The sequence below is a fragment of the Pauljensenia sp. UMB10120 genome, from assembly GCF_030212035.1.
GTDB classification, from domain to species: Bacteria; Actinomycetota; Actinomycetes; order Actinomycetales; family Actinomycetaceae; genus Pauljensenia; species Pauljensenia radingae_A.
Window position 1 is genome coordinate 48,128 of the sequence record NZ_JASODH010000008.1, and the last position, 18,218, is coordinate 66,345.

General features: G+C 58.0%; 16 protein-coding genes and 1 tRNA gene. 5 read left to right on the forward strand and 12 right to left on the reverse strand.

Features of this window, described 5'->3' with window-relative positions; translation table 11 throughout:
- Window positions 1–6: 6 nt before the first annotated feature.
- The 5 genes from QP093_RS08360 to QP093_RS08380 form a co-directional block, all read right to left on the reverse strand.
- Complete coding sequence (locus QP093_RS08360) at window positions 7–1,137, reverse strand: BMP family lipoprotein (protein WP_285016083.1); 1,131 nt, start codon at window positions 1,135–1,137, stop codon at window positions 7–9.
- A 113-nt stretch (window positions 1,138–1,250) separates the two neighbouring features.
- Window positions 1,251–2,312 carry a mannose-1-phosphate guanylyltransferase gene (locus QP093_RS08365; protein WP_285016084.1) on the reverse strand — a complete coding sequence of 354 codons (1,062 nt, stop codon included), beginning with the start codon at window positions 2,310–2,312 and terminating at the stop codon, window positions 1,251–1,253.
- Window positions 2,313–2,382: 70 nt separating this feature from the next.
- A complete protein-coding gene (locus tag QP093_RS08370) occupies window positions 2,383–3,015 on the reverse strand; it encodes a 50S ribosomal protein L25/general stress protein Ctc (protein WP_092648260.1) in 633 nt (210 codons plus the stop codon).
- Between the two features lie 161 nt (window positions 3,016–3,176).
- Complete coding sequence (locus QP093_RS08375; RefSeq protein WP_058236176.1) at window positions 3,177–4,157, reverse strand: ribose-phosphate diphosphokinase; 981 nt, start codon at window positions 4,155–4,157, stop codon at window positions 3,177–3,179.
- A gap of 254 nt (window positions 4,158–4,411) precedes the next feature.
- Window positions 4,412–4,482, reverse strand: a tRNA-Gln gene (locus tag QP093_RS08380).
- A gap of 80 nt (window positions 4,483–4,562) precedes the next feature.
- On the opposite strand from QP093_RS08380, the gene QP093_RS08385 reads away from it, so the two are divergent.
- The 5 genes from QP093_RS08385 (at window position 4,563) to QP093_RS08405 (ending at window position 10,141) form a co-directional block, all read left to right on the forward strand.
- Entirely contained in the window at window positions 4,563–5,186 is a 624-nt protein-coding gene (locus QP093_RS08385; RefSeq protein WP_058236177.1) for a TetR/AcrR family transcriptional regulator, read from the forward strand.
- Window positions 5,187–5,229: 43 nt separating this feature from the next.
- Window positions 5,230–5,736 (forward strand): MarR family winged helix-turn-helix transcriptional regulator, encoded by a 507-nt coding sequence (locus tag QP093_RS08390; RefSeq protein ID WP_058236178.1) that lies wholly within the window; start codon window positions 5,230–5,232, stop codon window positions 5,734–5,736.
- A 38-nt stretch (window positions 5,737–5,774) separates the two neighbouring features.
- Complete coding sequence (locus QP093_RS08395; RefSeq protein WP_285016085.1) at window positions 5,775–6,536, forward strand: ABC transporter ATP-binding protein; 762 nt, start codon at window positions 5,775–5,777, stop codon at window positions 6,534–6,536.
- Window positions 6,521–8,224 carry a hypothetical protein gene (locus tag QP093_RS08400; protein WP_285016086.1) on the forward strand — a complete coding sequence of 568 codons (1,704 nt, stop codon included), beginning with the start codon at window positions 6,521–6,523 and terminating at the stop codon, window positions 8,222–8,224. Before QP093_RS08395 ends, QP093_RS08400 begins: the two co-directional genes overlap by 16 nt.
- Window positions 8,225–8,371: 147 nt before the next feature.
- Window positions 8,372–10,141, forward strand: coding sequence for an ABC-F family ATP-binding cassette domain-containing protein (locus QP093_RS08405; protein WP_285016087.1), 1,770 nt, complete (start codon window positions 8,372–8,374; stop codon window positions 10,139–10,141).
- 6 nt (window positions 10,142–10,147) lie between these two features.
- Here the strand turns inward: QP093_RS08405 and QP093_RS08410 are convergent, their stop codons facing one another.
- The 7 genes from QP093_RS08410 to QP093_RS08440 all read right to left on the reverse strand — a co-directional run bounded on the left by QP093_RS08410 (window position 10,148) and on the right by QP093_RS08440 (window position 18,043).
- Entirely contained in the window at window positions 10,148–10,843 is a 696-nt protein-coding gene (locus QP093_RS08410) for an MgtC/SapB family protein (protein ID WP_058236239.1), read from the reverse strand.
- A gap of 5 nt (window positions 10,844–10,848) precedes the next feature.
- The gene (locus QP093_RS08415) at window positions 10,849–11,490 is read right to left on the reverse strand and encodes a hypothetical protein (protein ID WP_285016088.1); all 642 of its coding nucleotides are present in this window, start codon (window positions 11,488–11,490) and stop codon (window positions 10,849–10,851) included.
- Between the two features lie 6 nt (window positions 11,491–11,496).
- The gene (locus QP093_RS08420) at window positions 11,497–12,597 is read right to left on the reverse strand and encodes a LacI family DNA-binding transcriptional regulator (protein ID WP_285016089.1); all 1,101 of its coding nucleotides are present in this window, start codon (window positions 12,595–12,597) and stop codon (window positions 11,497–11,499) included.
- A 30-nt stretch (window positions 12,598–12,627) separates the two neighbouring features.
- On the reverse strand, window positions 12,628–14,019 hold the full coding sequence (locus tag QP093_RS08425; protein ID WP_070725591.1) for an MFS transporter: 1,392 nt from the start codon (window positions 14,017–14,019) through the stop codon (window positions 12,628–12,630).
- Between the two features lie 169 nt (window positions 14,020–14,188).
- Entirely contained in the window at window positions 14,189–15,256 is a 1,068-nt protein-coding gene (locus tag QP093_RS08430; RefSeq protein WP_285016090.1) for a substrate-binding domain-containing protein, read from the reverse strand.
- A 58-nt stretch (window positions 15,257–15,314) separates the two neighbouring features.
- A complete protein-coding gene (locus QP093_RS08435; RefSeq protein ID WP_092648256.1) occupies window positions 15,315–16,418 on the reverse strand; it encodes an ABC transporter permease in 1,104 nt (367 codons plus the stop codon).
- Window positions 16,419–16,435: 17 nt separating this feature from the next.
- Window positions 16,436–18,043: a sugar ABC transporter ATP-binding protein gene (locus QP093_RS08440; RefSeq protein WP_285016091.1), complete on the reverse strand. Its 1,608-nt coding sequence runs from the start codon at window positions 18,041–18,043 to the stop codon at window positions 16,436–16,438.
- Window positions 18,044–18,218 lie beyond the last annotated feature (175 nt).

An 18,218-nucleotide genomic window follows, 5' to 3' on the forward strand; every position in this document is an offset into this window, starting at 1 on the left:
AGCGCATCACTTTGCCGGGTCGTACTGCGTGGACACATCCAGTGATCCGTCCACAATCTGCTGCTTCAACTCTTCGACCTTGTCCTTGAGTTCCTGAGAAACCTGGGAGTCCATGTCGTAGAACGGAGCCATCGCCACGCCCTTGTTCTTCAGGTTGCCGATGTATGGCGTGGAGGAGAAGTTGCCGTCCTTCGCGTCCTTGACAGTGTCGAACACGGCATTTCCGATTTCCTTGACGACGGACGTGAAGATGGCTGGATCGCCCACTGATTCGTGACCGTCAGCGTCAACCCACACTGCCTTCAGTTCGCTCTTGTTCGGTGCTGCGTTGATGGCTGACAAGGTGCCTGAGCCGATTGGGCCGGCAACCGGCATGATGATGTCGGCGCCCTGAGAGATGAATCCTTCAGTCAGAGTCTGTCCCTTATCGATTGAGGAGAAGTCGCCCACGAATGAACCGGTTTTCTTTTCGGTGTCCCACCCCAGAACCTGGATGGCGCTGCCGTTGTCTTCGTTGTACTTCTCAACGCCCTTGGCGAAGCCTTCCATGAAGATCTGGACGGTCGGAATTTCCATGCCGCCGTAGGTTGCGACTGTGCCGCTCGTGGTGGTGCCGGCTGCAACATATCCGGCGAGGAACGCTGCCTCAGCCGTGTTGAAGATGAGCGGGCGGCCGTTTTCCAGTTCGATCGGGTTCTGCTGTGCGTCCTGGAACTGCGAGTCAACGAGTGCGAACTGGATATCCGGGTTGGCCTGTGCTGCCTCAGCCATGGTGATAGCCAGCTTGTATCCAACGCCGACGATCAGCGTGCATCCGTCCTGGATCATGGCGTCAACGTTGGTCTGGTAGTCACCGTCTGACGTTGATTCCGCGAACTTGACTTCCACGCCCAGTTCCTGGCCAGCGCGATCCATGCCTTCCTTACCGGATTCGTTGAAGGAGCGGTCGTCGAAGCCGCCCTCGTCAGAGACCATACAGGCCTTGACTTCACTGGAACCCGCTGCCTGACCGGACTGGCTGCCGGCTCCTGATGCCGGTTCGGTTGATCCGCTTGATGCTTCGGGTGCTGCGCCGCATCCTGCGAGCGCGAGCGCTGCGATCGCTGCAACAGCGCCTAGTTTGAAGCTCTTCGTCATAGTCTTCCTCTCACGAATATGGCATGCCCTCGGTGGACATGTCGTCGCTGCAGAATCCTCATAACGATAGCGCAAATCGTAGGGGCGTTTGGGCAAAATTACGGATTCTTGATCTAGATCATGTCCAGACGTCCGTTTTCACGCGCCAGCTCCACAACATGAGATACGTCCTGAGCGCGGTCATTGCTGACCACCAGAATCGCATCGTCCTGAACGACGACGGTCATGTTGTCCACCCCGACCAGCGCAATCATCTGATCGGTCGACGAGTGCACGCTGGTGCCCGGCGCATCAACGCGTACGACCGATCGCTCCGATTGGCCGAACGTGTTGAGCGAGGGATAGTCCCCCACGTCAGTCCACCCCAGATCCTGCGAAGGCACCACCGCGACGCGTCCGCGCGCGGCGAGCGGCTCGGCCAGGGCGTAGTCAATGGCGATCGATTCAATGGACTCCCATAGTTCTTCGCGCTCGTTCGGGTCGGTGTCAGGGTCCACGATCGCGTTCAAGGCGCGGTCCATCTGTGGATTCTCATGGGCGAGGGCGTCCCTAAGCGTGCCCGCCCGCACGATGAATATTCCAGCGTTCCACAGGTAGCCGTCCGTCACGTATCGCCGGGCGGTTGACTCGTTGGGCTTTTCCACGAATTCGCTGACTGTATAGGCGCCGCTGGCTCCCCCAAGTGCAGGCCCGGGATGGATATATCCGTACGCGGTCGATGGCGAGGTGGGCGCAATGCCAATCGTTGTCAGGTAACCGCTGCGGGCTGCCTGAACTGCCCGCCCGATCGCCTGGTGCAGCTGATCGGGGTGCGCGATGGCATGGTCAGCTGCAAATGAGCCGACAATCGCGTCCTGCCCAAAACGCCTGAGAATGGAGTAGGTTGCCCACCCGATCGCTGCCATCGAATTGCGTGGAGCCGGTTCCGCAAGGATTGTGCACTCGTCGTGCAGCTGGGCGGCGACAGCGTCACGATGCCTGGCGCCGGTGACGACCGTGATGGACCGGGAGACAGGCGTCAGCCTCGCCACTGTCTCCTGCAGCATGGAGCAGCCGCTGCCCGTCAGGTCGAGCAGGAATTTCGGGCGGTTTCGGCGCGACAGTGGCCACAGGCGTGTACCTGAGCCTCCAGCCGGAATAATCGCGTGAATGGTCGGGGCGATATGGGTCGTCATGGCTCCAGAATATGCATAAACCTCCGGCCGCTCCACGGCGACCGGAGGTTTATGACCGGAGAGTCGGGTCTTACTCTTCTTCAGATGCTTCCTCAGCGGCTTCAGCGGCTTCTGCGCCTTCAGATTCGCCTTCTGCAGCTGCTTCAGGTTCAGGAATTTCGTTTTCCTGAATCTCGGCGACCGACAGAATGTCAACCTCTTCGTCGGTGACCAGATCAACGTTCTCAGGCAACTTCAGGTCGCCTGCGTGGATCACCAGGCCGTCCTCGGCGCCCTCGATGTCGACCTCGATGAACTCGGGGATCGAGGTAGCAGGCGCAGCCACCATGACCTGGAAGGTTTCGACGGTGTGCGTCAGGCCGGCCTGCGGCTCGCCCACGACGGAGATCGGAACCTCAACATCAACCTTTTCGCCGGCCTTCACGGCCAGCAGGTCGACGTGCAGGATGTTGCGTGACACGGGGTGACGCTGGACGTCCTTCACTAATGTCAGGTAGGTTTCACCATCGACCGACAGTTCAACGACTGCGTTCGGGTTAGAACGCACAATCAAAAACGTTTCGTGCGAGGGCAGTCCCAGATGCATCGTGTCGGAACCGTGTCCGTACATGACTGCGGGGATCACGCCGTCACGACGTGCGCGGCGTGCTGCACCCTTACCAAAGTCATTGCGCAGCTGCGCATCAAGATGATTTTCACTCATTGAAGCCTCCATTTTTCAGTCGTTTCTTCGCCGACGACACCAACAAGGCTTCTCTCTGCGCGCGGGCGCACCGCAGGTAAAAGCTTCGTCGATCACGGCACCGCAGATATGCGACGCCCTCGCCGGAGCAACGACACATAGCCTAACCCGAAAGGGGCGCTCTATGCGACCCCGTCGAACAGTGATGTGACCGATCCGTCTTCGAAGACCTCTTTAATGGCGCGAGCCAGCAGAGGCGCAATCGACAGGATCGTCAGCTTGTCAAAACGCTTCTCCCCAGTGATGGGCAACGTGTCAGTGACGACCACTTCAGTTGCTCCACACTCAGAGAGGCGCTGGGTTGCCGGGTGGGACAGGACGCCGTGCGTTGCCGCCACGAGCACTGACTTCGCACCGGCCTTGTACAGTACCTTGACCGCTTCAGCAATCGTGCCGCCCGTGTCGATCAGGTCATCAACCAGCACGCAGTCACGCCCGTCGACTTCACCCACCACGCGGTTGGCGACCGCGACGTTGGGGCGAGTGGTGTCACGGGTCTTGTGAATGAATGCCAGCGGGCAGTTCCCCATCTTCGCAGCCCACTTCTCAGCCACGCGAATGCGGCCGGCGTCCGGCGACACGACAGTGGCGTGCGACAGGTTCACGCGTCCGCGCACGTAGTCGACCAGCACGGGCATGGCCCACAGGTGATCAACAGGACCGTCGAAGAAGCCCTGTTCCTGCGAGGCGTGCAGATCCACGCTCATCACGCGGTCAGCTCCGGCTGTCTTGTACAGATCGGCCACGAGGCGAGCGGAGATCGGTTCACGACCCTGATGTTTCTTATCCTGACGTGCATAGGGGTAAAACGGTGAAACAGCGGTGATGCGCTTGGCTGACGCGCGCTTGGCGGCATCAATCATGATGAGCTGTTCCATCAGCCACTTGTTAATAGGGGTGGTGTGCGACTGCAGCACGAAGACGTCGGCTCCACGCACAGATTCGTTGAATCGAACGTAGATCTCTCCGTTGGCAAAATCGTAGGCAGTGGTCGCAGAGACACCGCAGCCCAGATGCTCACCTACCTGATTTGCAAGATCGACGTGTGCCCGTCCTGATACAAGCACGAGTCGTTTTTCACCACTGGCGACCAAGCCACTCATACGGTTGTCCTCCCCTTCAACCTGCCGCTACACGGATGCGGCGTCTCTTATGCTATAGGTTCATCCCCCTGATCCGTGAGTTGATGTGGCGTGCTTTACTCGATACAGGCCCCTCAAGGCTATTTCAGGATCGATTAGCACTGTTGTTCCGGTGTCGTGCAGGCACGAGATTATTTCGGGGAACGCGACCCCCAGAGAGGATGACGTAAAACCGTTTTTCGTTGCTATAGTGCAACTTTGCTCAGTACATTGAGCTCCGCCCCCAGGATTCGAACCTAGACTAAGGGCACCAAAAACCCCTGTGCTGCCGTTACACCAAGGCGGATAGACCACCCGATTATGTCACAGTCGCGCGAAGAATCAGAAGCTTAAAGTGTGGAGCTCAACACGTTCTAGAGTACTGCTATGGCAGAAAAACGAGTCCGGATGAGCGGTGTGGCGCGACGTGAGCAACTCATTGAAGTCGGTCGCGCCCTCTTTGCAAAGAAAGGTTTCGACGGCACGTCCATGGAGGAGGCAGCCGCGCAGGCAGGCGTCTCCAAACCAGTCGTCTACGAGCACTTTGGCGGAAAAGAAGGTCTGTATGCGGTGATCGTGGACCGTGAGGTGCAGTCCCTTGTCTCCGCGATCCAGACGTCGCTGGAATCGTCCACGCATCCGCGTGAGATCCTCGAGGCGGCCGCACTGACACTGCTGGATTACATTGAATCGAATACGGATGGCTTCCGCGTCCTCGTGCGCGATACACCCAACGACCGTACATCCAGTTCTTTCTCATCGGTGCTCGGCGATGTTGCGATGCGGGTGGAATACCTTGTGGCCGAACAGTTCGAACGCTCGAATATGGAACCGGGGTGGGCACCGCTGTATGCGCAGATGCTTGTCGGTTTGATCGCGCAGGTCGGGCAGTGGTGGCTCGAAGATCGCTCCATGCCGAAGGAAGTTGTGGCAGCACACGCCGTCAACCTGGTGTGGTACGGGCTGCGCAACCTCAAGACTGATCCGTCATTGCGTATGCATTCTGCGTGAGCCCCCCTCGCGAAAGTATCTCGAAAACAAGTATCTTGGTGTCATGAGAAAAACGCAGCGAGACGAGGTCGATGCGATCGTTCAGGGGTGGGCACGTCAACGCCCGGACACTGACCCCTCCCCCATGCTTGTGCTCTCGCGCGTAGCCAGACTGGCGCGCCATCTGGATCTCAAGCGGCGCGAGGCATTCGCCCAACACGATCTTGACCCGTGGGAATTCGACGTGCTCTCCTCCCTGCGCCGCGCCGGAAAGCCGTATTCGATGACGCCCGGGCACCTCATGGACGAACTGCTCGTCACCTCCGGGACAATGACGAACCGTATTGACCGCCTCGAACGTCGCCACCTTGTAACGCGTTCACCGGCTCCGGATGACCGGCGCGCCGTCCTCGTCACCCTGACCCCCACCGGCAAGAAGCACGTTGATGCGGCGCTGATCTCCCTGCTCGAATGTGAAAAGCAGATTCTGGCGCCGCTTTCCCGAGGCGATCAGGACGATCTTGCTGACCTGCTCAGAATTATCCTCGCATCTTACGAAACGAAGTACTAGCCTAAAAGTAGCGTCCGACCACTACCGCGAGGGGACTTATGACTGACCAACCACCGGCACTCGCATTCGATCACCTGGTCAAGGTGTACGGCAATCTCGTCGCAGTAGGCGACCTGAGCCTGAATATTCCCGCCGGCTCGTTCTATGGAATCGTCGGCCCCAACGGTGCAGGCAAAACCACAACCCTGACGATGGCGACCGGCCTGTTGCGCCCAGATGAAGGAACAGCCTACGTCCACGGCGTTGACATGTGGGCCAATCCAACCGAGGCTAAGAAACTTCTCGGAGTAATGCCTGACGGCATGCATTTGCTGGACCGCCTCTCCGGCCCGGATTTCCTGACCTACGTGGCCTTGCTGCGCGGGATGGACACTGACATTGCGCGCTCACGTACCCAGGACCTGCTCGAAGCCCTGGATCTGACTGAAACGTCTGACAAAATGATCGGCGATTATTCGGCCGGCATGACCAAGAAGATCGCGTTGGGCGCATCCTTGATCCACTCCCCCAGCGTCCTGGTTCTGGACGAGCCGTTCGAATCGGTCGACCCAGTTTCGGCCGCCAATATCCGTGAGATTCTCAAATCGTTCGTGCGCCAGGGCGGCACAGTTGTGCTGTCCAGTCACGTAATGTCAACCGTGCAGAAACTGTGCAGCCACGTTGCGATCATCCATCACGGTCAGGTCGTAATTTCCGGCACGACTGACGAGGTAGCTGCAGGCGGTGACCTCGAAGAGCGCTTCACTCAGATCGTCGGAGGCCGCATCACTCACGAAGGGCTGTCATGGTTGCACTCCTAATGCGGATGAAAGCGAAGCTGACGTGGAACTCGATGAAGCGTCAGACAGCCTTCCTCGTCCTGTCATTCCTGGGGGCCCTGGGCATCGCCGGCTACGTCGGAATGATTGCCGTCGGAGCCGTGTTTTCCATCTTCGAGGGCTACGCCGACCTGGCCAGCGTCATGTTCACTTTGATCAGTGCCTTAGCTGTGCTGGCATGGGTGATAGCTCCTGCGCTTATGGCATCGGCTGACAACACGTTGGATCCGGTTCGCCTCGCACCGTTTGCCGCACCTTCACGGCGTTTCGCGATCGGCATGATTGCCGCAGCTTTCGTGGGATTCGCCGGCATTGGCACTGCGTTATTTCTTCTGATTCCCTTCGTCGCCTGGATTGTCTCCGGCCATGTGGTGGTGGCGCTCGTCAGTGTGATCAGCGCCTGCCTGGCACTTGCCATATCGCTGGTGTGGTCACGTGCCGTGACGACGTGGATGAGCGTTCAGATGACGGCTTCCACCCGTAGGCGCGATCTACAGGGCGTCATCGCAACGGTCGCGCTGTTTCTCTTCGTCACGCCTCTGGGTCTGTACGTCAATGCCGGAATCGACAACTTCAACGCCGCTTTCGTCACCCGACTCGGTACGATCGTCGGCTGGACACCGATGGGCGCCCCGTTCGCGATCAGTCAATCCGTCTATGAAGGCAACTACCTTGTTGCCCTCGCGCGGCTGGCCATTTCACTGGTCACTTTGTGGGCAGGATGGAAGCTGTGGCAGTACGTACTCCCCTTCGCCATGAATGGCAAGGCACGGCCAGTCAGTGCTGAGGCCCGTCAGGCGATTGCAGAGGGACGCCACTTGATCGATCCCACGCAGGCTGCTCCCTCGGCGCGCGCTGACCAGCGCTCCTTCAAGTATGTCGACCCGTGGTTGCGTCTGGGTTTGCCACGGGCAGCGGCCGCGCTGGCGGCCCGCACCAGTCACGAGTTTATCCGCGATCCGCGTCTGCTCTCACAGCTGATCGCGGTCGGCGTCCTGCCCGTGCTGGGTATCGCGATTTCGTTTATGGGGTCGAATTCGGACTTCAGCTTTGGCAACACGTTCGCCATTTTCTTCACGCTCTTTGGTGCAATGCTCTTCGGCGGTGTCGTCGCGACCCTGATGGCATGGGATTCAACGGCGAACTGGCTGAGCATCACTGCTGGAATACGCGGACGCGACGAGCGTCTGGGGCGTCTTGTGGGCGCGTTACCCTCAGCGATCAGCCTCTTCGCCGTTGTCATGGCACTGCTGGCTTTCGCCGCGGGGATTCAAGGGCGTTCGCTCATCTACCTCGCAGTCACCACGGTGCTCCTGTTCTGCGCGACTGCCGGCGCAGGCCAGATCCTGCATGCACGCTGGCTCTACCCTGTTCCTCCGCCCGGCGCGAACCCGATATCGACAAAATCCACCGGCAGCTTCACTGCCACGATGCTGGTGCAGTTCGCCCAGTGGCTCGCGGCTCTTGTGGCGTCTTTGCCGGCCTCAGTCGTTCTGCTACTCGGCTTCTTCGGCATCCTGCCAGATTGGATCGGCTACATCGTTGCCCCAGTCTGGTCGCTGGTATGTCTGGTCGTCGGCGTCATCGTGGGCGGTCACATGTGGGATCGCCACGCAGTGACGCTTCTGCAGCAGATCAAGGCCTGGCCAGGCCACGCGAAGGCGGCCTGATCGGAATCCACGCGCACGATCCCACCATTTACGCAGGTAAGAGGCCATTTATCCTGCTCTTCGAACCCCACACTCACATCATCTCGATTGATATGGGGATTCCGGGGTCTCCTCACCAGCGCATTTTGACGTACCATATGTGCCGATATGGCACATCTTCTCGGCGCAGACAACCTGCATATGGAATACCCCACGACCGTCGTCCTTGATCAGGTCACCGTCGGAGTTGACGAGGGCGACCGAATCGGCGTGGTGGGCCGCAACGGAGACGGCAAATCCACACTCTTGCGGCTACTGACCCGCCAGATCACACCTGACAGCGGTCGCGTCACTCATCGTCGCGACCTGCGCCTGGGATACCTCAGCCAGTCTGATCGTCTGAATCCGTCTCACACCGTCAAAGAAGCACTAGTGGGAGATCGCCCGGAGTATGAGTGGGCGTCCGACGCGAATATCCGATCCATTATTTCTGGACTGGCTTCGGATATCGCATGGGATTCCCTCGTCGGTGATCTTTCAGGTGGACAGCGCCGACGCGTCGATCTTGCGCGCCTGCTTGTGGGCGAGTGGGATGTGCTGATTCTGGATGAACCAACGAACCACCTGGACATCGAGGCGGTCGCGTGGCTGGCTGACCATCTCAAGTACCGGTGGAGTCCGCGCGACGGTGCGCTCATCGTTGTGACGCACGATCGGTGGTTCCTTGATGAGGTGTGCACCCGCATGTGGGAGGTGCATGACACAACGGTTGAACCGTTCGAAGGCGGATACGCAGCGTACGTCCTGCAGCGTGTGGAACGTGACCGGATCGCGGCTGCGACCGAAGCGAAGCGCCATAACCTGATGCGCAAGGAACTTGCCTGGTTGCGTCGCGGAGCGCCGGCGCGCACGTCCAAGCCGAAGTTCCGTATCGAAGCGGCGAATGAGCTGATCGCTGACGTACCGCAGGTGCGCAACCCGATTGAACTGCAGCGGCTATCTGTGGCACGCCTGGGCAAACAGGTGGTGGATCTGCTGGACGTGTCGGTTTCGTTTGAAACGAACGAGGTTCTGCGCGACGTGACGTGGAGGATCGCACCCGGAGAGCGCAGCGCTATCCTCGGCCCGAACGGTGCGGGCAAGTCAACCCTGCTCAACGTCATCAGCGGTGCGCTGAAGCCGACGTCGGGGCGAGTACGTCAGGGTAAGACTGTTCGTATCGGAGTGCTCGACCAGCAGTTTTCGCAGCTGGATGAGATCTCGGGTGACCGCGTGCGCGAAGTGCTTGGCCGCACCAGAACAACGTTCGTCGTGGACGGTAAGGACACCACTCCAGCGCAGATGCTGGAGCGCCTCGGATTTCGCCACGAGCATCTGTCAGCGCGCGTCGGAGAACTGTCGGGCGGGCAGAAACGCAGGCTGCAGATTCTGCTCGTCCTGCTTGACCAACCCAATGTCATGATTCTGGACGAGCCGACCAACGACGTCGATGCCGATATGCTGACCGCCCTGGAGGACGTCCTCGACACGTGGCCGGGCACGCTGCTGGTTGTGTCGCACGATCGGTACCTGATTGAGCGCGTCACCGACCAGCAATACGCCATCATTGACGGTACGTTCCGCCATCTGCCCGGTGGGGTCGAGCAGTACCTGAAGATCCAGGGCCAGACTGAGCCCGCGGAACCATCACCTCCTGAGGAGGAAACCGAGAATTCCGGCGCTCGCGCCTACGCTGCACAAAAAGAGCTGTCAGCGCTGGAGCGAAAGATGGACCGCCTGACACGCCAGGACGAGGATCTGAAAGCGCAGATGGCAGACCATGATCCGACTGACTACGTCGGACTGCAGGATCTTGCCGACAAGGCGCGCTCCGTCCAGGACGAGGTTGACGAACTCGAGGCACAGTGGCTGGAGCTGTCCGAAAAGCTCGAGGGCTAGGCGTAACTATTCGTTATCTTCCATGATCCGCACACCTTGCACGTTAGGCAGATCCGCGAGGGTGGCGAGCGTGGAAGCCTGGTCGACCACGACCCGCGAATGCATTCTGATGTAAGCGGTCAGTGTCTCGGAGGAGCGACTGGTGGAGGTGCTGACGTTTTCCACGCTCCACCCTTCGCGTGCCAGCTCGGACAGGATGCTTCGGAGGACGCCCTCACCTTGCGGGTACGAGACACACAGGATGTTTTCGTCTTCACTGCCCTTGCGTCGGAACAGCCGTGCGAAGGGTGAGAGCACCCAGATGACCACGAAGTGGAATACGGTTCCTGCCAGTGCAAGCCACCACAGGCCCGCTCCGCATGCCATACCGATCGCCGCAGTTTCCCAGATCGTTGCTGCGGTCGTAAGTCCGCGGATTGCCCCATGGCGTGTCAGGATGATTCCGGCTCCTAGGAAACCGATTCCGGAAACAACCTGGGCAGCGACCCGTGATGGATCCACCCGCACGATTCCCTCGCTCAGCACGTCACTGAATCCATACTTGGAAATCAGCATCATGAGCGCCGCTGTCATACCGACGATGGCTTGCGTACGTATGCCCGCGCTTTTCCCGAGGATCTGGCGTTCCAGACCTATGATCGCAGACAGCACCAACGCTGCCAGCAGAAGAAGTATCTGAGTTAATTCACCTGATAAATGCATTTTCATCACTTTAAATAAAAAACTGCTAGTGGCTCGAAAGTATACGTACCTTCTTGGTGGTTTTGATGGACCGTCACAACTGCAGCATGGTCGAGAGCCATGGTATAGAAAAGCGATTGGGACGAGCGGTGACGATATTCCACAGTATTGATCTTGTCGATCTGATCGACAAGATCACGGGAATCAGCATCAGCAATCCCGTATGCCAAAGTCAGGTGAGCCCGTGGTACACCCGAAAAGTGAGCGGCCTCATCACCAAGGACATCAATTGCGCATTGACGCACACCCTCGACGAAGTGATTCCACGCCGTGGTGGGTCGCGAATAGCACACTACTGAATCTTCAGTGACCTCAGGTAACTGGAACTCCAGGTTTGGGCATCGCCACTGCGCGAAGTGCCGTCTGATCGCTTGACCGAGCAAAGGAATTTTCTTTCTTATTTCCCCATCATCGGCAAAATACGGCAGTCGCTGGACCGTGGCATGCAGAGAGTCCCGTGGCTGCACTGCACAGATGCTGCTTTCTGTCAGTACCTGAAGGTATGGCGCAACCAGATGGGTAAAATTCCGCTCCGGCAAGGCGTAAATATGAAGTTGTCCAGAGGGATTGTCCCAGTTTTCTGGTGCTTTTGCGAAAAAATCGCGCATCTTTTCCTACTTATCTGTCAATGATTGCGTCGCCACACCTGCGACGGAGTCCAGCGAATCGGAAGATGGTGTTGCCCAGGATGCCAGCAGCGCCCTGTCTCGGGTGCCAGCGTGGCGACACCCGCACGATTCACCAAAAACAATGTCGAAGCCACTGGCGAAGGATCGTGGCTGGCGGTTCAACGACGTATCCGAAAGGATGTGGAATGCAAGCTCAGCCATTTCTCCCCAGGGCTGTCGAACAGCAGTCAACGACGGCACGGAATAGCCCGTATCCGATGACCCATTGAGAGCAACCAAAGCGAGATCCGTCGGAATGCGTATATGCAGATCCGAGCACGCGGCCATCACTCCTAGAGCCTGCCGTTCATTGCCTGCCACAACTGCTTGGGGAACGTGCCCCTGCGCGTACTTATCAATGAGCCATTGATATCCGGCTATTCTCGAGTAGGCGCACCATGAGATGTGCGGTGATGACAGATCGCTGCCAATCGCATTGCACCACCCCTGGGCCCGAACGAATGAATTCTCCATTCCCTCGGGCCCGGTCATCATATCGATGTGATCGTACCCATGTCGGAGCAGATGAGTGGTCAGCTCGAAAACTGCCCGAGTTTCATCAATTCTGACTGACGGGCATTTCGAATCCGAATCTGCATATGTGAGAACCACTGCGGGAATGCCGGTTCCGTCAAACACGTCGAGGGCAAGTTTCTCAACTGTTCCCATATAGATCACGCCATCCACTTGCTGTCCAATCAGGGACTGCAGGAGTCGACGTTCCCTCTCAGGGTCATCAGCGGAGTCACCGACGATGATCAATTTTCCCTGCTCGAGCGCCTTCGCCTGAAATGCGTGCGCAATTTCTGCAATGAACGGGTTCGTGATATTAGGAAGAACAAGCCCATAGTTGCCGCTCTTTCCAGAGGCCAGAATACGCGCCGCATGATTAGGCGAATATCCCAGCTTGTCGATCGCGGCAAGCACTCGCTTGCGGGTTTCTTCAGCAACGGGCCGAGGGCCATTGTTCACTGTGTATGTCACAACAGCTACTGATGTCCCTGCCTCGCGGGCAACATCCTCGCGAGTCGGCCTCTTGCTTTTCATCTGCCTCTCCACGCCGTGTGGCAACGCGTCTTACACGTTACGGGTCTTCCACCCATTATTGGCCAATTCCTCGAGTTCTTCGAGAGACTTGCCTTTGGTTTCAGGAGCTAGGAAGTAAGACACAATCAACCCCACTACCGCTACCCCCGCGAAGAGCCACGTTGAGCGCGACATTCCCCAGTTTTCCACCATCACGGGGAACACTGTGACGCCCAAGATCGCGCCGATACGGCTGATAGATCCCGCAAAACCAGTACCGGATGCACGCAGACGGGTCGGGAACAGCTCGTTTGGATAGACCATGTCCAGCACGCCGGGACCTAGGTTCGCCAGAAGGATAGCTCCTGACAGCAGGAAGATAAGCAGGCCAATTGATGGGTTATCAGTCAGCGCCAGTGCCACGAGGACGACGATCATACCGGCGAAGCACCATAGAATCTGCGGACGGCGACCGATCTTTTCGACCGTGTACATGCCAATGCCGGCGCCGGCAACACCCAGCAATGCGATGATCGACGAACCAATGTAAGCCAAGATGGTGTTCCCCTGAGTGAACGGTTCCAGAATTGACGGAGTGTACATCTGAATGCCATAGAAGGACACGGCAAAGGCAAACCAGAATGTGCAGCAGAAAATGGTTGAACGAATCATATTGGGGCTGAAGAGCTCCCACCACGTCCCATACACGCGCGACTTAGACTGCATCGACTCCTGTGCGGACTCTGCTAGCGTGTCATTTTCGTCGAAGTAGGCACCCTGAATGGCTGTGATCTCACGCATCACACTGTTAGCTTCCTCGATCCGCCCGTGTTCACGCAGCCAGCGAGGCGATTCAGGAACTTTGTGACGCAGAACCAACGTAATTGCCGCCAGAACGGCACCCAATCCCAGCATCCATCGCCATGCGGATTCCCCTAACGGATGCATGGCAATGCCTGTCATGTACGCGCAGAAAGCTCCCACCTGCCAGAACAATGACATGAGGATGATGAAGCGTCCACGACGCTTGGGAGCAGTGAATTCAGCGGTAATGGACGATGAGATTGGGTAATCCGCACCAATGAACAGACCCAACAGGAAACGTGTTGCGATTAGCTGCCACGCATTTTGCGTCAACGCTGCCAACAGGGCGAAAATCACGAATCCGCTCAGGTCAATCATGTACATCTTGCGCCGACCCAAGGAGTCAGCCAGTTTTCCGCCGAACATCATGCCAAGGAACATGCCGACGATCGCAGAAGCAGCGACGATGCCTTCAATTCCTCCGGAAATTTCCCACTGTCGTTTCAAACCTGGCAGGGCCACTGCAATGACGGATACATCGAATCCATCAAGGAACATTCCTGCACCTGAAAGTACCGCAACCTGACGTTGGAACTTCGATCCTGACGCAGCCGGTGCGGCGTCTGCTCGAGTACTCATTTACATCTCCTCATTGAGCGAAGAAGCAGAACTATTGACGCGCATTGTCTACGCGCGTAGCTAAAGAGTATAACTCGTTCTCAGCAGGGTCAAATCTCCCCAGTTCGCGCCCGTTAGACACAAAACCGGCGCCGGGGAGTTCCTCGGCGCCGGCCTCGTACAAGATCTCTTACTTCTTGTTGGAGAAGTCGTTCAGCTCGTACTGTTCGGCAGCGTTTTCAGGTGTGATCGGGGTGGTTTCAAGGACCTGCCTGGCCTCGACCGGCTCGCCCTTGATCATCGCCAAAATGGTGTCGACTGTTTCCCTGGCACCTGTCGGATAGATGAAGGTACCTGCAAGCTGGCCTTCCTGAACGGCTCGAATGCCACCGTCAGGAATTGCGAGGCCGTCAATACCGATGAACTTGATGTCGTCGGCTTTGCCGGCACCTGCCGCAGCCAGGTAGGCGCCCAGCGCCATTGGGTCATTGTGCGCGTAGACCAGGTCAATGTCTTCACCGGACTGCAGCCACTGCTGCATGATCTTGGTGCCCTCTTCCTTGATCCACTTTGCGTCCTGATCCTTGACGATCTCGATCTTCGGGTTCGCAGCGATTGCGTCACGGAAGCCCTGGTCGCGGTCGATCTGAGGCTGGTTCGAGGTAATGCCTCGCAGCTCGACGACCTTACCGCCATCAGGCAGAAGCTGGAGTGCCAGTTCACCTGCGGCCTTACCGATTGCCACGTTGTCACCGCCAATGAAGGAGGTGATGCAGTCCGTGTTCACAGCGCGGTCCAGCACGATCACCGGGATACCTGCTTCACATGCCTGCTCAACTGGCGGGGTCAACGGGTCAGACTCGTTAGGCGAGACGATCAGAATGTCAACGCCCTGCTGAATGAACTGCTGGACCTGACTCACCTGACGTGAGGAATCCTGCTGAGCGTCAGCAATCGGCAGCAACTCAAGGTTCGATTCCTGCCCGATGTAATACTCCAGCTGTGCGTTGATCTGCGCACGATATGGCTCAGCGTTGTTGGCCTGTGAGTACCCGATGACGTACTTGTCCTTTTCGGGCAGCAGACGTCCGTCGCTTGCGCCAGCCGCGCTGCTCTGATCAGTTGTGGCACTCGATGCGCCTTCATCTGCCTGTGAGCCGGATGTCGACTGGTCGTTGGTTGCGCACGCGCCGAGCGATGCTGCGGCGACCAGGGCACCCGCCAGGAGTACCGGTAGTTTGCGTCGCGTGATTGTCATGAGAGCTCCTTCGCTTTCTTAGTGTTGTGTTTACCTTGGTGTGGACTTCCCCCTCGGCCTACTCCTTCGCGTGTGGCGTCGAGGATGCCTTAACGGGATGCGCGGTTCGTCGTTTCAGGCGAGCCGCAGCGTTGGGAATGAGGTCGGGATGTTGGATCACAACGGCGACCACGAGGATGATGCCTTTAATGATCATCTGCCAGTTGGCACTGAAGTTGTTCAGGCCCAGCACGTTGTCGAGCAGGGTCAGGATCAATGCGCCGATCGACGTTCCGATCACTGTGCCTCGGCCGCCAGCCAGGCTCGCACCACCGATGACGACGGCTGCAATCGCGTCCATCTCGTAGGTCATGCCGGCTTGAGGATCTGCTGATGCGTTATAAGCCGCGTTAATCGGACCGGCCAGGCCGCACAGCAAACCAGAGATCATGAAGACAATGACGAGCACTGCTTTGACGTTCACACCCGACAGGCGCGCCGCCGTGGGATTGCCGCCCACCGCATACACGTGCCGCCCGAACGTCGTGCGTGACAGCAGCAGATGGACGAGGATAATGACCACGATCAGCGCCAGCACAGGGAAATACCCTATTAACGGTATAGGGAACAGGGTTTCGCCTGGCGTCCCCAGCATTCGGAACTGTTGAGATCCCGGAGCCACCTCCCCGTCCGGTCCAATCACATTCGTTCCGATCGACACGTTATGGGAGAACTCGCGGGTAAAGCCTCGTGCGATCGTCATGATGGCCAGCGTCATGACAAACGACTGGATCTTTAAGTACGCGGTGCCGATACCGCTGATGATGCCGAAGAGGGCGCCCACAGCCATTGACGTGGGAACAATCGCGATCACCGGCCAGTTCATTTCCGTCAGCAGCCATGCTGACGTGGTTGAACCGACTGCCATGACTGCGCCCACCGACAGATCGATGCCGCCGGTGATAATGACCAGAGTCATTCCCACCGCCAGGATGCCTCGCGGAGCGAAGTACCCAATGGCGTTCGTCAGGTTTCCTATGTCCGCGAAGCGCCCTCCCTGGCTCCACAGTCCAATCAGGACGATCAGGAGAAGGCCGATATAGCCTTGGGACTGGCTCAACATCAGGAGCCATTTCTTGCGCTGCACGACCGCACCCGATCCGCGCTGCGACTGTGTGCTCATGGGGTTGTTCTCCTTCACTATTTAGCAGTTTCGATGGCATCGACGGCGGGCGCATCCTCTCTGACTGCCTGCCCTTGAATCGGCATTGCCGCGGTGAGTAGGTCTTCCTGAGTGGCTGTGCCGGCGTCAAATTCAGCGGTGATTCTTCCTTCGCACAACACCACGATTCGGTCGCACATTCCCAGTAATTCGGGAAGCTCTGACGAGACAACGATGAACGACACTCCCTGCGATGCCAGCTGCGCAACAAGTTCGTAAATTTCGGCCTTCGCACCGACATCGATACCGCGTGTCGGCTCGTCGAGCAAGATCACTTCCGGGTTGGTCAGCAGCCATTTTCCGAGGACGACTTTCTGCTGGTTTCCACCCGACAAGGTGCTCATGAACGCATCCATCGACGGGGTCTTCACCCCAAGAGTCTGAACCTGCTCCTCGCTCGCCTTCTTTTCTCGAGTTTTCTTCACCCATCCGCCTATGCCGGCAAAATCCGACAGGGCGGGGAGCGTCATATTGAAGCGCACGGAGTTTTCCAGGATCAGGCTCTGCAGTTTTCGATCTTCACATACCAGGGCAATCCCGGCGTCGATACTGCGTGCGGGCGTCCGCTTGGTCAGCGCCTTGCCGTTCAGGGTGACCTGACCGATCATGTCCGAGGATGGGAGTGTTCCAAAAATGGATTCGAGTACTTCTGAGCGACCAGCTCCCATCAGGCCGGCGATTCCCAGCACTTCGCCGGGCTCAACCGACAGCGAGATGTCGTGCAGTGCTGCCCGCGACTCGCGCGCATTGGGCATGAGGGAGAGGTGCTCCACCGTCAGTCTGGCTTCGCCACCCTCGGCGCGGGCACCGGTTTCCTCGGGACGCTGGTGCAGTTCCGAGATCGGACGACCCACCATCATGTGGATCAGTTCTGATCGACTGACGTCCTTCATCTCGCGTTCACCGATGAACTGTCCATCTCGCAGGACTTCGACCCGGTCAGCAATCTCTTCGAGTTCTTCCAGACGGTGAGAGATGTAGATGATGCCGACTCCCTCGGATGCAAGTGACCTGACAACCTCGAACAGGCGTTCAACTTCAGCATCTGCCAGCGCCGACGTCGGTTCGTCCATGATCAGGATTCGGGTGTTCAGGCTCATCGCCTTTGCCACTTCAATGAGCTGCTGTTCTGCCAGTCGGTATTGACGCACGAACTTTCTAGGATCTAGATCCAGCCCGACTCGCGCCAGCAGATCCCGGGCCATCGAAATCGTGCGCTGTTTCTTGACCCACCCTCCGGTCGCCTGTTCTCGTCCGAGCCAGATATTGTCTGCCACTGACATGTCGGGGACGAGGTTCAGTTCCTGGTGGATGGTGGAAATCCCCAGCTGTTGTGCGGTGCTGGGGCTATGCAGCGTGACCGGCTCTCCGTCGACCTTGATGTGACCGTCGTAGTCGTTGAAGACTCCAGAGAGCACGTTGATCAGCGTGGACTTGCCTGCTCCGTTTTCTCCCAGCAGTGCCACAACTTCACCGGCGCCCAGGCGCAACGACACATTGTCGAGTGCTCGCACTCCTGAAAACGATTTCCCGATATGGTGCATTTCGAGCAACGGTGCAGTCACGACGCGCCTCCGATTCGCCATTGATGTCAAGCGCCTGGATTGATCTCCACACCGTATACCAGCTGTTTACACGACTCAACGATTTCACAGGTAACGGTTTAGCGACATTAGTATTACTATAACCTATATATCACATTGCATTTACTATGCACAATCGCTTGACACTCATTTTTGCTCCATTTAAGCTGATTTTGCC

What these genes read in the sequence shown, in the direction of transcription:
- QP093_RS08400 (WP_285016086.1), top strand. Translation starts at nt 6,521, where the DNA reads ATGGTTGCACTCCTAATGCGGATGAAAGCGAAGCTGACGTGGAACTCG.
- QP093_RS08430 (WP_285016090.1), bottom strand. Translation starts at nt 15,256, where the DNA reads ATGACAATCACGCGACGCAAACTACCGGTACTCCTGGCGGGTGCCCTG.
- QP093_RS08410 (WP_058236239.1), bottom strand. Translation starts at nt 10,843, where the DNA reads ATGCATTTATCAGGTGAATTAACTCAGATACTTCTTCTGCTGGCAGCG.
- QP093_RS08375 (WP_058236176.1), bottom strand. Translation starts at nt 4,157, where the DNA reads ATGAGTGGCTTGGTCGCCAGTGGTGAAAAACGACTCGTGCTTGTATCA.
- QP093_RS08420 (WP_285016089.1), bottom strand. Translation starts at nt 12,597, where the DNA reads ATGAAAAGCAAGAGGCCGACTCGCGAGGATGTTGCCCGCGAGGCAGGG.
- QP093_RS08415 (WP_285016088.1), bottom strand. Translation starts at nt 11,490, where the DNA reads ATGCGCGATTTTTTCGCAAAAGCACCAGAAAACTGGGACAATCCCTCT.
- QP093_RS08360 (WP_285016083.1), bottom strand. Translation starts at nt 1,137, where the DNA reads ATGACGAAGAGCTTCAAACTAGGCGCTGTTGCAGCGATCGCAGCGCTC.
- QP093_RS08440 (WP_285016091.1), bottom strand. Translation starts at nt 18,043, where the DNA reads ATGGCGAATCGGAGGCGCGTCGTGACTGCACCGTTGCTCGAAATGCAC.
- QP093_RS08385 (WP_058236177.1), top strand. Translation starts at nt 4,563, where the DNA reads ATGGCAGAAAAACGAGTCCGGATGAGCGGTGTGGCGCGACGTGAGCAA.
- QP093_RS08390 (WP_058236178.1), top strand. Translation starts at nt 5,230, where the DNA reads ATGAGAAAAACGCAGCGAGACGAGGTCGATGCGATCGTTCAGGGGTGG.
- QP093_RS08405 (WP_285016087.1), top strand. Translation starts at nt 8,372, where the DNA reads ATGGCACATCTTCTCGGCGCAGACAACCTGCATATGGAATACCCCACG.
- QP093_RS08395 (WP_285016085.1), top strand. Translation starts at nt 5,775, where the DNA reads ATGACTGACCAACCACCGGCACTCGCATTCGATCACCTGGTCAAGGTG.
- QP093_RS08370 (WP_092648260.1), bottom strand. Translation starts at nt 3,015, where the DNA reads ATGAGTGAAAATCATCTTGATGCGCAGCTGCGCAATGACTTTGGTAAG.
- QP093_RS08435 (WP_092648256.1), bottom strand. Translation starts at nt 16,418, where the DNA reads ATGAGCACACAGTCGCAGCGCGGATCGGGTGCGGTCGTGCAGCGCAAG.
- QP093_RS08425 (WP_070725591.1), bottom strand. Translation starts at nt 14,019, where the DNA reads ATGAGTACTCGAGCAGACGCCGCACCGGCTGCGTCAGGATCGAAGTTC.
- QP093_RS08365 (WP_285016084.1), bottom strand. Translation starts at nt 2,312, where the DNA reads ATGACGACCCATATCGCCCCGACCATTCACGCGATTATTCCGGCTGGA.